Raw genomic sequence first — 13887 nt, forward strand, 5'->3', positions numbered from 1 at the left:
ATGTTTTACGCTCCGGGCGCTGCGTCCCGGCGTGTCGAGGGTGCGTGAATGGTGAAGACGGAGCGTCAGGCCAGACTTTGCGACGATCTGTCGGCTGCGGCCGACAAATCCCAATGGCTGGAGGCCCTGCGGGAAGTAATGCTCGCCTTCGGTTACGCCTATGTGACCCTTTTGCGCTTGCCCGGCGGCCAGAATGCCTATGCCTTGCCGACGGTTGTCGAAAGCAGCCTGCCCATCTGGGTCGTGAATGCGATGACCCGGGACGGCGCGCTTGGGGAGTGTCCCGTCATCAAGCGCGGCGCTTCATCGATGATGCCGCAATATTGGTCGCTGCAGGATCCGGATATTGCCTGCGGACCGCTGGTGGATGCGGCGGCCTCGCTGAGCAGCATGGGCATTACGTCCGGTCTGATGGTGCCGGTGCATGGCATGTACGGCAACCGGCATCTGATGAATTTCGCGGGCGATCGCGATATCCTGCCGCAAGCCGCGCTCAACGAGCTGGGCATGATCGTGCTGCATGCGCTGGAAGTCTATGACCGGCTTTGCCGCACCAACTCAAAAGGTCCATCGCCTTTGACGAAGCGGGAACTAGACGTCGTGCGCTGGACGGCGCAGGGAAAGACCTCCGTGGAGATCGCCGAGCTTCTGTCCATCTCGGAACATACCGTCAATGCCTATATGAACAACGCCATCCGCAAGCTCGACTGCGTCAACCGCACCCAGCTGGTGGCCAAGACCATACGCCTTGGCCTGATAGACTGATCGACCCTGTCGTTCCCGGCAGATCTCGCCTTACCGGTCGAGAACCGAGCGAAGCTCGACGAGATTCGAGCGGACCCGCAAAACGTAAAATCCCATGGTGGCGAGGTGCGAGGGCATGATCCAGCCGCTTTCCTCACCATTGGAAATGATCGCCGGCTGGATGCGCAGGGCTGCGCGGGTCTGCAACAGCGTGTCGTTCCACAGGTTGGTCAGGTTACGCTCGCGGATGACCTGCGCGAAGTCCGATCCGGCGGCGGAAAGCACGCCGTAATAACCGTAGAGCTGGCCATAGGCGAACCAGAAGCGGTCGTCGGCACGGGTATCGAACCAGCCGCCATTATAATTTTCCGAGCGTTCGCGCAGAATTGCCGACGTGGAGCCGATATCGCCGGCGATACGGTCGATGAACTGGATGAGGTTGTCGGCGCGGGTATCGAAGACGGCCTTGCAGGCGGCGAGTTCGCCATTGAAGGCCTGGAAGCTGCGGATGGCGGCGCGGTAATAGCTGGGGGTCGGGGTCTTCGGGCCGAAGGGATCGAGACCGAAATACCAGGAATACTCGCTGAACTGCATGTTGCCGCGCGCTTCCTGGAGATTGTTGTTGATGCCGGAGGTTCCGCGCACGCGGCCGAGCGTATCCACAAGTTCCACCGAGGTGCGGCGCACGGCCTGGTTTACACCACGCTGGAAAGACGCCTTGTTGTCCAGAAACGGTGTGCTGTCCCAGTCCATGCCGAAAAGGCCGAGACGATAGAGCAGCATGGAGGAAATCCACGCGTTCTGGTTGACGTTGAAATCGGTGAGATCGGCGGCTGCGTCGACGATGGCCGAACGCTGGCAGACCGGCGCGGATGTGTTTGCGGCGGCGCCCGTTGCGCCACCCGCCGGGGCGGCGGCGGGCAATTCCTGCCCGGCAGGCACGGTGCGCTCTTCAAGCTTGTAGCGCGCGACGTAATCCGGGTCGAAATTCGTCCAGACCTGGGTTTGCCAGATGAAATATCCGTAGAAGCCGGCGAGAAGAATGACGATGAGGGCGATCGGGCCCTTGATGAGCCAGTTGCGGCCGCTGTACCAGCCGTGGGCGGCCATGAAGGGCCACAAAAGCCAGGCGACGAGAAGACCGGCGGCCCTGCCGATGGCGCTGAAGGCTGCTTGAATCAAAGCGGTGATCCGGTCGATCATGTCGTCATAGTCTCCTCTGCCCGTGGGGCTGGACGCCGGAAGAAAAACACGCGGGCCACCCGCGCCCTTCGGCGCTTCGTACAAACCGCGGTCATTTACTGTCTTCCAGATATGTCCCGGTCAACCGGGATACAACATGATTGCGAAACTTTTCTCAACCTGCGGTCCGCGCCGGCCATTATGGCTTTCCACACCGATTGTGGAGGAACAGCCGCCGCGGAACCGAAGGGATATGTCCTCAAAGGCCGAGCTTGGCGATCTCGTCGTTCAGCCGGTCGCGCGCCTTTTTCGGCAGTTTGCCGTTCTTGACGGCGTCCAGATTGGCCGGCGCGGCATCGCCGACGACAACGAGCGCGATCATGCCCATGCCCAGATGCGGTGTGCATTTGACGACGTAGGCGCCTTCCTTCTCGACCGTCAACTTCACCGTCTCGTTCATCTTGCCCTTGAAGTCTGCGACACCCTCGGGGATCATGTCCTTCACGGCTGCCGCATCATGGCCCTTGTCGACCGGGACGAAGGTAATGACGTCGCCGACGGCGGCCTTGACGGTTGCGGGCTCGAAGACCATCGCCTGACCGTCGCTGCCCTTGTTGAGCATCTTCACTTCGATTTCGGCAGCAAGGGCGGGAAAGGCGAAAAGACCTGCGAGAATGGCGAGGCCGGCGAATTTGGCAGTTCTGTTCTGCATCGTTTTGCTCCTGAGAGAAAGCACATCCACGCGAATGTGTCGCCGTCGTCTTAGCCCAGGAGCGGGGGAGTCATCTTTGCGGAAAATCAAATGCGGCAACCGGACGCAGATGTTCACTCGCCCTTGAACGTCTCCACCCAGTGGCGGCGGCAGAAGGAAACATATTTCTCGTTGCCGCCGACATCGATCTGCGCGCCTTCCGTCACGACCTTTCCTTCATTGTCGAAGCGGGCGACCATCGTCGCCTTGCGGCCGCAATGGCAGATGGTGCGGATTTCGCGAAGCTCGTCGGCAATGGCCAGCAGTTCTTTCGAGGCGGGGAAAAGCTTTCCCTGAAAATCCGTGCGCAGGCCATAGGTCATGACCGGGATGTTCAGCTTGTCGACAATGTCGGCAAGCTGCCAGACATGGTGCTCGGAGAGAAAATTGGCTTCATCGATGAAAACGCAGGCGACCGGCGCTTCGGCAGTGAGGGCCGATACCTCGGCGAACAGGTCGGTATTGTCATCGAAGGTCAGGGCGTCGGAAGAGAGGCCGATTCGCGAGGCGACACGGCCGACGCCGGCCCGGTCATCAAAGGCGGCCGTGAAGATCAGTGTGCGCATGCCGCGCTCCTGATAATTGTAGGATGCCTGCAGCAGCATGGTCGATTTGCCGGCATTCATCGTCGAATAATTGAAATAGAGTTTTGCCATTATCCACTCCCGGAGCACCGTTGCATCATTCCGACGTGCGTTTGAATGCTCCAACCTCTTCAATCGGCACACCGTGCCTTCACAAACCTGTCCCGGTTTTCCAGCCGATGCTGCATCCAGCGTCTTTTGACGGCGAAGACGCGGATTGAAAAGTATGGCCGTTGGAAAAACACAGATTTCTAAGGTCTGCCCTTTTTCGACATTGCACCGCTGAATACCGACATTTTCACCATTTTGTCGCAAACGGTGCGCCAAAGCACGCAAATGCGCGCGAGTTGATTGTGTCCGGCAGATATTGATAATGGCAAGGGAACGAAAAAACAGGGAGCAAGCCATATGTTTGCAAATAGAAGCCGCTGTCTGGCCCTGGCCGCAGCAATCTCCTCCATGACGTTCAGTGCGGCCGGTGCTGCGGAACCGGCAAGCTGTGGCACAGTGCGCTTTTCCGATGTGGGCTGGACCGACATCACCGCCACGACGGCGACCGCCACAGTGCTTCTGAAAAGCCTTGGCTATGAAACCGACGTCAAGCTTCTCTCCGTACCCGTTACCTACACATCCCTGAAAAACAAGGACATCGACGTCTTCCTCGGCAACTGGATGCCGACCATGGAAGGCGATATCGCGCCTTATCGCGAAGACAAATCCGTGGAGACGCTGCGGGAAAACCTGACCGGCGCGAAATACACGCTGGCGACCAACGCCAAGGGCGCCGAACTCGGCATCAAGGATTTCAAGGACATCGCCGCCCACAGCGCCGATCTCGGCGGCAAGATCTATGGTATCGAGCCGGGCAATGACGGCAATCGCCTGATTCTCGACATGGTGGCCAAGGACAGTTTCGGTCTGAAGTCATTCGAGGTCGTCGAGTCGTCCGAACAGGGCATGCTCTCCCAGGTGGCGCGCGCCGAAAAATCCGGCGAGCCCATCGTCTTCCTCGGCTGGGAACCGCATCCCATGAATGCGAATTTCAAGCTGACCTATCTGACCGGCGGCGACGAGGTGTTCGGCCCCAATCTCGGCGGCGCGACGATCCATACCAATGTCCGCAAGGGTTACGTCGAGGAATGCCCCAACGTCGGCGCCTTCCTCAAGAACCTGCAATTTTCCCTGCCCATGGAAAACGAGATCATGGGCAAGATCCTGAATGACGGCCTTGAGGGCGAGGCGGCTGCAACCGCCTGGCTGAAGGCCAATCCGACGGCGATCGAGCCCTGGCTCGCCAACGTCAAGACCAAGGACGGCAGCGCTGACGCCCTGCCTGCCGCCAAGAAGGCTCTCGGCCTCTAAGCCGCAAGACGATGCATGACTGCATCCGGCCTGCGCGGCAGGCCGGATCAGCGGGAAATAACGATGCCCATGCATGACCTTGCCTGTGAATTTTCAGACATTGAAGGTCATGCGCCAGCACCGCGTCCGGCAGTTCCGCTGCCGGCCGTCATTTCTGCATTGGAGCAATCCCGGTGAAACGGGATGACGATGCTCTATTTCTTTGTTGTCTGCGCAATTCCGGACGCAAAACCGCTCTGCACTTTTGCCGGAATTGTTTTAGTTCACGAAAGGTCTTTTCTTACCGTGGAATGGCTCAGCGCTCCTGAAAACCGCCTGCCTGTCGGCCGATATGCCAAGGAGGCCATTGACTGGCTGACCGGCAATCTCGCTTTTTTCTTCGATTGGCTTTCCTTCATTTTCCAAAGCGTCATCAACGCCCTGCTTTATGTGCTGCAGGCGCCGCATCCGCTTGTCATCGTCGCGATCCTGACGGCGCTTTCCGCCTGGACGCGCCGCTCCGTCGGCATGCCGGTCTTCACGGCGCTCGGCCTGCTGCTCATCATCAATCTGGGCTACTGGAAGGCGACGACGGAAACGCTGGCGCTCGTCATCGCCGCCAGCGCCGTGTGCATGATCATCGGCATACCGCTCGGCATATTGGCGGCGCGGCGCAAGTGGATTTATGCCGGCATGCGACCGGTGCTGGACCTGATGCAGACCATCCCCACCTTCGTTTATCTGATCCCGGCGCTGGTGCTGTTCGGTCTCGGCATGGTTCCGGGGCTCATCGCCACCGTCATCTTCGCCATTCCGGCTCCGGTGCGGCTCACCCGCCTCGGCATCGTTTCGACGCCGCCGGCGCTGGTGGAGGCGGCCGTCGCCTTCGGCGCCACGCCTTCGCAAGTATTGCGCAAGGTGGAGCTTCCCTTCGCCGCGCCGCAGATCATGGCCGGCCTTACCCAGACGATCATGCTGTCGCTGTCGATGGTGGTCATTTCCGCCCTGGTGGGCGCCAATGGTCTGGGTGTGCCGGTGGTGCGCGCGCTCAATACCGTCAATATCGCCATGGGCTTCGAAGCGGGACTGTGCATCGTCGTACTGGCGATCGTTCTCGACCGGCTTTTCCGCCTTCCCGGCGCGGAGGATGATCTATGAGTGACGCCATCATCTTCGGAAATGTCGATATCGTTTTCGGCGACCGGCCCGATGCGGCGCTGCCGCTGATCGACAAGGGCAGCACGCGTGACGAGATCAATGCCGAAACGGGACTGGTTCTCGGCGTCGCCAATGCCTCGCTCTCGGTCAGCGAGGGCGAGATACTCGTGCTCATGGGGCTTTCCGGCTCGGGCAAGTCGACCCTGCTGAGGGCTGTCAACGGGCTTGCGCCCGTGGTGCGCGGCAATGTCGGCGTGAAGACCAAGTCCGGCTATGTCGATCCCTATCGCTCGACGGCGAAAGCGCTGCGCGATCTGCGCATGCACACGGTCTCCATGGTCTTCCAGCAATTCGGCCTTCTGCCCTGGCGCAATGTGGCCGATAATGTCGGCTTCGGGCTTGAGCTTTCCGGCGTGCCGGAAGCCGAGCGCAAGCGCATGGTGGCCGAGCAGCTGGAGCTGGTCAATCTCTCCGCCTGGGCCGACCGCAAGGTGGGAGAGCTTTCCGGCGGCATGCAGCAGCGTGTGGGGCTGGCGAGAGCTTTTGCCACCGGCGCGCCGATCCTGTTGATGGACGAGCCATTCTCGGCGCTCGACCCTCTCATCAGAAGCCGCCTACAGGACGAGCTTCTGGAGTTCCAGAGCCGGCTGAAGAAAACTATCCTCTTCGTCAGCCACGATCTGGATGAGGCCTTCCGCATCGGCAACCGGATCGCCATGATGGAGGGCGGACGCATCATCCAGTGCGGAACGCCGCAGCAGATCGTCAAGCAGCCGGCCACGCCCTATGTCGCGGATTTCGTGCAGAACATGAACCCGATCTCCATGCTGACCGCCGCCGATGTGATGAAGCGTGGGGTGGACGAACGCAACGGGCAGATGACAGTCGCCGCCACCGCCCGCCCGTCATCGCCGCTCATCGATATTCTCGATGCGCTGTCAAAACATTCCGGCGCGATCGGCGTCGTCGACAACGGTGCTATCGTCGGCACGATTTCCGCCGATGAAGTTGTCGCGGGGCTGACGCGTCACCGCAAAAAATAGTGATTCGCCTGTCTGAAAAAGAAAGGGCCCTCCATGGAGGGCCCTTTTTCTGTTTCCAGAAGATCTTTACGGCGCAAGTTATACCTTCCCACGGTAGCAAAGAATATTTTTGATATCACAAGTTATGCATGAAAATAATTACTAATAAAAATCATATTGCAAACTTAGAGAAAATTGCGCAAAGTTAATCTAGATTCTTTAGCTCGCTGCTAAATTTAAGGTGGTAATAGATTGTCACCCCAAAATCCGGCGTCGGGTGTTAAGATTGAGGTGCTCAACTTTTTATCGTTTATTGCTTATAAATACTGCCGCTAATACATGGGTTTATCATCAAATTGACAAAAAACAGGCAAAAAGCTGATAATTTGGTCACAATATTTTAAGTAAATAATCGGTGAAGAATAGTCTTTGAAGGGGACACGATATAAGCAAGATTTAGGTATATACAACGTATCGACTGAATTATAAAAACACCTTTTGGAACACCTATAATAGCCACCATGACCGTCTTTTTCGACTGTCATCAGGAGACTTGAGCGTATGGATAATCAATCTCTGTCGGAACATAGCATCGCCGCTGCAGACTTGCTCTCAGCCATGGCGAATCCCAAGCGCCTGATGATCTTGTGCACGCTGGTGGATACGGAAGTGCCGGTCGGTGTTCTCGCTTCACAGGTTGGTCTCAGCCAGTCCGCTCTCTCGCAGCATCTTTCGAAATTGCGTGCCCAGCGGCTGGTGAAGACACGACGGGATGCGCAGACCATCTATTATTCCAGCAATTCCGAATCCGTGAAAAAAATCCTCGCATCCCTCGAGGAAATTTACTGCCAGGCGCAGAAGAGCAGCAAGACCGCTGCATGAGCCCACGGCCCTGTTAAGGCCCGGCAGCATCACTCGATTGAAACCGGCGCACGACGCCGGTTTTTCTTTTCAGGGGCCTTCGCTGCGGGCGCATCCGGCACAAGAATCGGGGCTGCGTATTGGAGCGCTTTTCAGACCGGCGCAGCAAGCTGTATCTGCTGCTTGAGACGGCTTGCCGCAGCCGCATATCCGCCGTCGGCACCATCCACGAAATGCATATGGTCTCGCGAAAGCGGAGACGGAACGATACAGGTCATCAATGCGGCATCCTGTTCGTGCAGGCCGTAATAACAGCTTCCCGAGAGGCGGCCCTGTTCCAGCCGCGCGCGGATTTTTTCGAGCCGTGCGGCGTCGATATCCACCGTCATCTTCAGGCCGTCGTCGAATTTCCTGAAATCGGTGTTGCTCGCGACCGAACGCCGGTAGCGTATCGCATTGAACGGTCCGAACGAGAGCCCCGTCACACTCAAGAGATTGACGAGCAGGGACTCGCCGAGAACGCGAAACGAGCGGCGCATCTTGCCCCAGACATCGCGATAGGCAGCGCCGGCCCGGGCTTCAAGGCCGAGACCCTCGCGCACAAAACCGAGTTTCGGCCCATCTTCGGGCACGGGGTGGCCGTGTCTTGCGTCCTGTTCGGCGAGATCGACAAGATCTACGACGAGTTGGCGAAATGCCGGCATGTCCCGCGACGCCCCCGGCACGGCGATGATCGACACCACCTTGCCATGGGTGGCCGGAATGGGGTTCCAGCGGCATGAAAGGCCGGTGAGATCGGGGCGTTCGCCCTTTTCGGCTGCCGGCAGGGCATATTGCCCCTCCTTCATTCGCGCTTCCGCCCAACTGTTGCCGCCGCCCGAAAACATGGCGTAGGAAACGTCCTCGCTCGCCTGAAAGCGCGCGACACGAATGTCGAAGCCATTTTCACGAATATCCTCGACGGGAACCAGCGCCACGCGCATGGCAAGATCGAGATCGTCTTTCACCCAGCGCTGTACATTCGAAAGCGCGGTGCGTGCGACAGACAGCCCGTGCGGCGGCACCGCGACGGCAGCGCCATCGCCGCCGAAAACGAAGGGCAGGTCGTGACGGCCGAGACTGTTCGATACGCCCGATATGACCGCCGCACCCGCCATGTTGACGGCCTTGTAGCGGCCGGTGCCGATTGCCGAGGTCGAATCGATGATATCGGCGATGGCCAGCCCCCATCCCGGCGGCAGGGCGCGATAAAGTGCCGGGTCGGCCACGTCTTCAAAATGCCGGAAGACGGGCAGGCCCGTCAGAAATTCTTCATCTGCTGCGATCATAGCGTATTATCCTCCAGCGGCGGCCAAACGCCAAGCGTTTACGGAAGGTCGATGCGTCCATTCACACGGCGCAATCGCGGCCGATCCAGCGATTGATTTACCGCTAATAGAGCTAATCCAGCAAAGTGACTTGCATAAATCATCAAACCTTCCGTATGAGTTGAGTGGAAGGCTCGGAATTCAAAAATGGAACGAGTTTTCGCCGGGAGGCGTCCGATAGTTTCATTCGGTCGGCGCCCCATGGCGCTCACCGGGTCCCGCGACCCCCTTTAAGGAGACACCAGGATGAAACTGAAGACATTGACCAGCGTGACGCTTGCAGCGTCCTTCGCATTCGCACCCCTTGCTCATGCCGAAATCGTCATCGGCCTGATTGCGCCGCTCACCGGTCCTGTCGCCGCCTATGGCGACCAGGTGAAGAACGGCGCCCAGACGGCAGTCAATGAAATCAACAAGAAGGGCGGCATCCTCGGCGAACAGGTCGTGCTGAAGCTTGCCGATGACGGCGGTGAGCCGAAGCAGGGCGTTTCCGCAGCCAACCAGCTGGTTGCCGAAGGCATCCACTTCGTCGTCGGTCCGGTGACGTCCGGCGTCGCCATTCCGGCATCGGATGTCTTTGCCGAAAACGGCGTGCTGATGGTGACGCCGACGGCGACCGCGCCGGGCCTGACCAACCGTGGCCTTGCCAACGTTTTCCGCACCTGCGGTCGTGACGACCAGCAGGCTGAGGTTGCGGCGAAATATGTTCTCGCCAACCTCAAGGACAAGAAGATCGCCATCATTCACGACAAGGGCGCTTACGGCAAAGGTCTGGCGGACGCCTTCAAGACCACGCTGAATGCCGGTGGCGTGACCGAAGTTCTCTACGATGCGCTGACGCCCGGCGAAAAGGATCTCGGTGCGCTGACGGCCCGTCTGAAGTCCGACAATGCCGACATCGTCTATTTCGGCGGTTACCACCCGGAAGCGGGTCTTCTGGTGCGCCAGTTGAAGGATATCGGCTCCAAGGCTGCCGTCATCGGCGGTGACGGCCTGTCGAACAGCGAGTTCTGGAACATCGGTTCGCAGGCTGGCGAAGGCACGATCTTCACCAACGCTTCCGACGCGCTGAAGAACGACGATTCCAAGGCCGCTGCCGAAGCGCTGAAGGCCGCCAACATTCCGGCGGAAGCCTTCACACTCAATGCTTACGCTGCCGTCGAAGTGGTGAAGGCCGGCATCGAGAAGGCCGGAAGCGCCAAGGATTCCGAAGCCGTCGCGACGGCCCTGAAAAGCGGTGACGCTTTCCCGACCGCAATCGGCAAGGTGACCTACGGCGAAAACGGCGACCTGACCTCGCAGGCCTTCTCGCTGTTCAAGTGGCAGGACGGCAAGATCGTCGCAGCCGAATAAGCTGATCCTACCGGCCGCACCCTGTGCGGCCGGTATCGTTTTACGGCCGGAAAAGGGGTTGGGGCAGCATGGGCGATGCCGGGAAACGGACTGTTGGAGACATCGGCTTCGGGCGGATATTCCCGATCGTCAGAATTTTCGACGAGGCCAAGGCGCGGGAGTTCTATGTCGATTTTCTCGGTTTCGAGGTCGACTGGGAACATCGCTTCGGCGATAATTTCCCGCTTTACATGCAGGTTTCACGGGCCGGAATGGGGCTTCATCTTAGCGGCCATCATGGCGATGCGACGCCGGGCTCCAACATCTTCGCCACCATGCACGGCGTTCACGCCTATCAACAGGAACTGGCGGCGAAAGACTATCGCTTCATGAAGCCGGGCGTTGAAGAACTGCCATGGGGTGATGTGATGGAAGTGACCGATCCGTTCGGCAACCGCATTCGTTTCTGTGAGCAGAAAAGCGGAGAGTGATGTTTTGGGCCTGAGCGCAAGGCCCTTGACCTTGTTCTCCGTTTGAACGATAGAACGCGCAAATAGCGAACCGCGCGCACGGAGACCCCGTGCGCGCGGTTCGTGCGTTTTGGCAATCGGTCATGCAATTCGTTCGCATCCGCACGGGGGCAAAAATGAACAGTGAAGGCAATACGCTGGTCCGGAAGCTCGCATTCTGGAGCATTCCGCTTTCTTTCGGCGTGCTGGGCCTCAAGCTCGTGGCCTGGTGGGTCACGGGCTCGGTCGCGCTTTTATCGGACGGTCTGGAATCGACCGTCAACGTGGTCGCGGCCTTCATCGCCTATTTTGTCATTCGTTATGCGCAGAAGCCCGCCGATGACGACCACCAGTTCGGCCACCACAAGGCGGAATATATATCCGCCGTCGTGGAGGGAGTGCTGATCGTCGTTGCCGCGCTTCTGATCGTGCAGGAGGCCTGGGGCGGTCTTTTCAACCCGAGGCTGCCGGAAGCACCGGCCCTTGGTCTTGCCATCAATGCGGCGGCGGGCGTCATCAACGCCATATGGGCGACGATCCTGATCCGTGTCGGCAAAAGACACGCCTCACCGGCACTGGCCGCCGACGGCCATCACATCATGTCTGACGTCGTGACCTCGGCAGGCGTGCTCGTCGGCCTTATTCTGGCGCTGCTGACGGGTTATGCCATTCTCGATCCGCTGCTCGCCATTCTGGTGGCCATCAACATCCTGTTCCAGGGATCCAAGGTCATTCTGCATTCGCTTGGCGGGCTGATGGACCGGGCCGTGGAACCGGAAGAAGACGAGGCGATCAAGAAGGCCATCGCCGAACATTGCGGTGGCGTCATTGGCGTACACGATCTGAGGACACGCCGCGCCGGCTCGGCCGCCTTCATCGATTTTCACGTCGTTGTTCCAGCTGCCATGACGGTGCGCGAGGCGCATGATATTTGCGACCGCCTTGAAGATGCCATAAGGGACGTCATACCGGGCGCCAGCCTTGCCATTCACGTCGAGCCGGAAGGCGAAAAGGCGCATGGCGTCAAAGTGATTGTTTGAAAAACAGGAGTTTTCCATGTCCGTGACGGATGTTTCCGGCCTGTCGCAGCTGGGCACGAAGGTCGATACGCCAGAGAGCCCGGAAAAGGCCGTTCTTGAAAAGGTGCCGAACGGCAATGCCGGCACCGATTACGTGGTGCGCTTCACCGCACCCGAATTCACCTCGCTTTGCCCGATGACCGGCCAGCCGGATTTCGCCCATATCGTCATCGACTATATTCCGGGCGATTTCCTGGTGGAATCCAAGTCGCTGAAGCTGTTTTTGCAGTCCTTCCGCAATCACGGTGCATTCCATGAGGATTGCTCGGTCTATATCGCCAGGCGGCTGGTGGAGCTGCTGCAGCCGAAGTGGCTGAGAATCGGCGCTTACTGGTATCCGCGCGGCGGCATTCCGATCGACGTCTTCTGGCAGACCGGACCGGTGCCCGAGGGCGTATGGCTGCCGGATCAGGGCGTTCCCACCTATCGCGGTCGCGGCTGATCCGGCTTTTACGAGACTAAAGGTTCAGGCGAACGAACCGTCGTCGCCTGAATCGAAATCCGCATCGTCGGCGCTGTCGTCATCGGCCTGCTGGATATCGTCGTCATCGTTGTTCTGGGGGCTGGCGTTGTCGCCGTAATAATTATTGATGACGGTTTCCTCGACAGGGGCGTTACCCGCGGCATTGCCGCCGCCGAAGGGCGAGCCAAGGCCGAGCGACGACATATGGCTGCCGAAAATGCCGCTCAGCGAATTGGCGAGCAGCATGCCGCCGGCGACACCCGCAGCGGTCCCAAGCGCACCCTGCAAAAAACCACCGCCGGAAGAACGCCCGAATGCGGCGGACTGCTGGCTCCAGGGGCCGCCGGGTTGCTGGCCGGCTGGCGATCCCCAGGGACCGGCCGTCTGGCCAGCGGTATCGTTTCGCCATGAGGTTTGCGGGGCAGCCGGGGAGGGGGCAGGCGTGGGTGCCGGCGGCTGCGGCTGGCCGGTTCCGAAGATGGAACTCAGAAAGCCGCCCTGCGCTGCGGCCTGCGGGGCGCTATTGCCGCTTTCCAGCGCGTGGATACGGTCTTCGAGCTGCTTGATATGGGCTGCTGCCGCCTCCAGACCCTTTTCCTGAACGATCACCGCCTGGGCGAGATAATAAGGAGCTGCGGGCTGATCGCGCACGGCGTCTGCGATCAATGTTTCCGCCTCGCGGTCACGCGGGGTGGCGGATGCGGTTCTGGTCCTGTCGAACAGGGCCTTGAGAAGCTGGCTTTCTTCCGGTGACATATGATGCCTCCTTACCGTGAAGCGAAAATCCACGATAAGGAGGTAGGCCTCAATTCCGGCTTTTCAAAGCAGCCCGAATTTTAAATTTCGGTAATGATCGTCAACCGCCGAAGGCGAGCGAGAGACCCGCAATCGCCGTCAACGCGCCGACCGTGCGGCTTGCGACCGAGCCGAAACGGGCAATGCCGAGGCCGAGCGCGATGCCGGCCGCATGCAGGATGGCGGTGGCGATCATGAAGCCGATGCCGAATTGAAGCGCGCCGGCGCTGCCGAGTTCACCGCCATGGGCGTGGCCGTGGAAAAGCGCGAAAACACCGACAACGGCCGCCGCCGCTGCCGTCGGAAGCCTTGCCGCCATGGCAACGAGCAGGCCGAGACCGATGACGGAGGCGAGAATGGCCGGTTCGACGAAGGGAAGCCCGATGCCATAAACAGCCATCAGGAAGCCGGCGGCCATGGTGCCGACGAAGGCGGAAGGCACGATCCACAGCGCCTTGCGGTCGCCCTGCGCCACGGCGATCTGCGAGGCCCAGATGCCGACGGCCACCATCGCCAGAATGTGATCCGCACCGAAGAAGGGGTGGGAGACACCGGCCATGAAGGAGCCGTGTTCTTCCGGGTTCAAATGCGCGAAAGCGGGCAGGGCGGTAATGCCCAGTGCGGCGGCAGTGAGGCTTAGTCTTTTCAGCATGGTTCCCTCTTGAAATTATGGCCGTCCGCAACGGAATCTTGGGGCTT

Annotated in this window: 15 protein-coding genes; 9 read left to right on the forward strand and 6 right to left on the reverse strand. The window is 59.7% G+C overall.

Annotated elements, in window-relative coordinates:
* The first annotated feature begins 48 nt into the window (after window positions 1-48).
* The gene (locus BTE54_RS05755) at window positions 49-765 is read left to right on the forward strand and encodes a LuxR C-terminal-related transcriptional regulator (RefSeq protein WP_078051757.1); all 717 of its coding nucleotides are present in this window, start codon (window positions 49-51) and stop codon (window positions 763-765) included.
* Between the two features lie 30 nt (window positions 766-795).
* Here the strand turns inward: BTE54_RS05755 and BTE54_RS05760 are convergent, their stop codons facing one another.
* The 3 genes from BTE54_RS05760 to BTE54_RS05770 form a co-directional block, all read right to left on the reverse strand.
* A complete protein-coding gene (locus tag BTE54_RS05760; RefSeq protein WP_078051758.1) occupies window positions 796-1947 on the reverse strand; it encodes a DUF2333 family protein in 1152 nt (383 codons plus the stop codon).
* 238 nt (window positions 1948-2185) lie between these two features.
* A complete protein-coding gene (locus BTE54_RS05765; RefSeq protein WP_003524080.1) occupies window positions 2186-2638 on the reverse strand; it encodes a pseudoazurin in 453 nt (150 codons plus the stop codon).
* Between the two features lie 113 nt (window positions 2639-2751).
* Complete coding sequence (locus tag BTE54_RS05770; protein WP_078051759.1) at window positions 2752-3333, reverse strand: thymidine kinase; 582 nt, start codon at window positions 3331-3333, stop codon at window positions 2752-2754.
* A gap of 336 nt (window positions 3334-3669) precedes the next feature.
* On the opposite strand from BTE54_RS05770, the gene BTE54_RS05775 reads away from it, so the two are divergent.
* The 4 genes from BTE54_RS05775 to BTE54_RS05795 all read left to right on the forward strand — a co-directional run bounded on the left by BTE54_RS05775 (window position 3670) and on the right by BTE54_RS05795 (window position 7664).
* Window positions 3670-4623 carry a choline ABC transporter substrate-binding protein gene (locus BTE54_RS05775; protein ID WP_003524073.1) on the forward strand — a complete coding sequence of 318 codons (954 nt, stop codon included), beginning with the start codon at window positions 3670-3672 and terminating at the stop codon, window positions 4621-4623.
* 285 nt (window positions 4624-4908) lie between these two features.
* Window positions 4909-5760, forward strand: a complete 852-nt coding sequence (gene choW, locus BTE54_RS05780) for a choline ABC transporter permease subunit (RefSeq protein WP_035240066.1) — start codon at window positions 4909-4911, stop codon at window positions 5758-5760.
* A complete protein-coding gene (gene choV, locus BTE54_RS05785; protein ID WP_035260963.1) occupies window positions 5757-6803 on the forward strand; it encodes a choline ABC transporter ATP-binding protein in 1047 nt (348 codons plus the stop codon). The genes choW and choV overlap by 4 nt, the downstream gene beginning before the upstream one ends.
* A 540-nt stretch (window positions 6804-7343) precedes the next feature.
* Window positions 7344-7664, forward strand: a complete 321-nt coding sequence (locus BTE54_RS05795; RefSeq protein WP_003524068.1) for a metalloregulator ArsR/SmtB family transcription factor — start codon at window positions 7344-7346, stop codon at window positions 7662-7664.
* A gap of 131 nt (window positions 7665-7795) precedes the next feature.
* Here the strand turns inward: BTE54_RS05795 and BTE54_RS05800 are convergent, their stop codons facing one another.
* Window positions 7796-8971 (reverse strand): DUF3095 domain-containing protein, encoded by a 1176-nt coding sequence (locus BTE54_RS05800; RefSeq protein ID WP_078051760.1) that lies wholly within the window; start codon window positions 8969-8971, stop codon window positions 7796-7798.
* 285 nt (window positions 8972-9256) lie between these two features.
* Here BTE54_RS05800 and BTE54_RS05805 point away from each other — a divergent pair, with 285 nt between their 5' ends.
* The 4 genes from BTE54_RS05805 (at window position 9257) to queF (ending at window position 12372) form a co-directional block, all read left to right on the forward strand.
* Window positions 9257-10363 (forward strand): branched-chain amino acid ABC transporter substrate-binding protein, encoded by a 1107-nt coding sequence (locus tag BTE54_RS05805; RefSeq protein WP_078051761.1) that lies wholly within the window; start codon window positions 9257-9259, stop codon window positions 10361-10363.
* 68 nt (window positions 10364-10431) lie between these two features.
* Entirely contained in the window at window positions 10432-10833 is a 402-nt protein-coding gene (locus BTE54_RS05810; protein ID WP_078051762.1) for a glyoxalase superfamily protein, read from the forward strand.
* A 155-nt stretch (window positions 10834-10988) separates the two neighbouring features.
* The gene (locus BTE54_RS05815) at window positions 10989-11891 is read left to right on the forward strand and encodes a cation diffusion facilitator family transporter (protein WP_078051942.1); all 903 of its coding nucleotides are present in this window, start codon (window positions 10989-10991) and stop codon (window positions 11889-11891) included.
* Between the two features lie 16 nt (window positions 11892-11907).
* Window positions 11908-12372, forward strand: a complete 465-nt coding sequence (queF, locus tag BTE54_RS05820; RefSeq protein ID WP_078051763.1) for a preQ(1) synthase — start codon at window positions 11908-11910, stop codon at window positions 12370-12372.
* 24 nt (window positions 12373-12396) lie between these two features.
* On the opposite strand, the gene BTE54_RS05825 is transcribed toward queF, so the two are convergent.
* Together BTE54_RS05825 and BTE54_RS05830 are read right to left on the reverse strand one after the other, a co-directional pair.
* The gene (locus BTE54_RS05825) at window positions 12397-13149 is read right to left on the reverse strand and encodes a DUF2076 domain-containing protein (RefSeq protein ID WP_078051764.1); all 753 of its coding nucleotides are present in this window, start codon (window positions 13147-13149) and stop codon (window positions 12397-12399) included.
* 100 nt (window positions 13150-13249) lie between these two features.
* Window positions 13250-13840, reverse strand: a complete 591-nt coding sequence (locus BTE54_RS05830) for a HupE/UreJ family protein (RefSeq protein ID WP_078051765.1) — start codon at window positions 13838-13840, stop codon at window positions 13250-13252.
* Between the last annotated feature and the right edge of the window lie 47 nt (window positions 13841-13887).

The organism is Agrobacterium sp. YIC 4121 (assembly GCF_002008205.1).
Taxonomy (GTDB): Bacteria; Pseudomonadota; Alphaproteobacteria; order Rhizobiales; family Rhizobiaceae; genus Agrobacterium; species Agrobacterium leguminum.

Coding starts and splice junctions, on each gene's coding strand:
- BTE54_RS05770 (WP_078051759.1), bottom strand. CDS start 3,333: ATGGCAAAACTCTATTTCAATTATTCGACGATGAATGCCGGCAAATCG.
- BTE54_RS05825 (WP_078051764.1), bottom strand. CDS start 13,149: ATGTCACCGGAAGAAAGCCAGCTTCTCAAGGCCCTGTTCGACAGGACC.
- BTE54_RS05755 (WP_078051757.1), top strand. CDS start 49: ATGGTGAAGACGGAGCGTCAGGCCAGACTTTGCGACGATCTGTCGGCT.
- BTE54_RS05815 (WP_078051942.1), top strand. CDS start 10,989: ATGAACAGTGAAGGCAATACGCTGGTCCGGAAGCTCGCATTCTGGAGC.
- BTE54_RS05800 (WP_078051760.1), bottom strand. CDS start 8,971: ATGATCGCAGCAGATGAAGAATTTCTGACGGGCCTGCCCGTCTTCCGG.
- BTE54_RS05795 (WP_003524068.1), top strand. CDS start 7,344: ATGGATAATCAATCTCTGTCGGAACATAGCATCGCCGCTGCAGACTTG.
- BTE54_RS05760 (WP_078051758.1), bottom strand. CDS start 1,947: ATGATCGACCGGATCACCGCTTTGATTCAAGCAGCCTTCAGCGCCATC.
- BTE54_RS05765 (WP_003524080.1), bottom strand. CDS start 2,638: ATGCAGAACAGAACTGCCAAATTCGCCGGCCTCGCCATTCTCGCAGGT.
- BTE54_RS05830 (WP_078051765.1), bottom strand. CDS start 13,840: ATGCTGAAAAGACTAAGCCTCACTGCCGCCGCACTGGGCATTACCGCC.
- queF (WP_078051763.1), top strand. CDS start 11,908: ATGTCCGTGACGGATGTTTCCGGCCTGTCGCAGCTGGGCACGAAGGTC.
- BTE54_RS05805 (WP_078051761.1), top strand. CDS start 9,257: ATGAAACTGAAGACATTGACCAGCGTGACGCTTGCAGCGTCCTTCGCA.
- choV (WP_035260963.1), top strand. CDS start 5,757: ATGAGTGACGCCATCATCTTCGGAAATGTCGATATCGTTTTCGGCGAC.
- BTE54_RS05810 (WP_078051762.1), top strand. CDS start 10,432: ATGGGCGATGCCGGGAAACGGACTGTTGGAGACATCGGCTTCGGGCGG.
- BTE54_RS05775 (WP_003524073.1), top strand. CDS start 3,670: ATGTTTGCAAATAGAAGCCGCTGTCTGGCCCTGGCCGCAGCAATCTCC.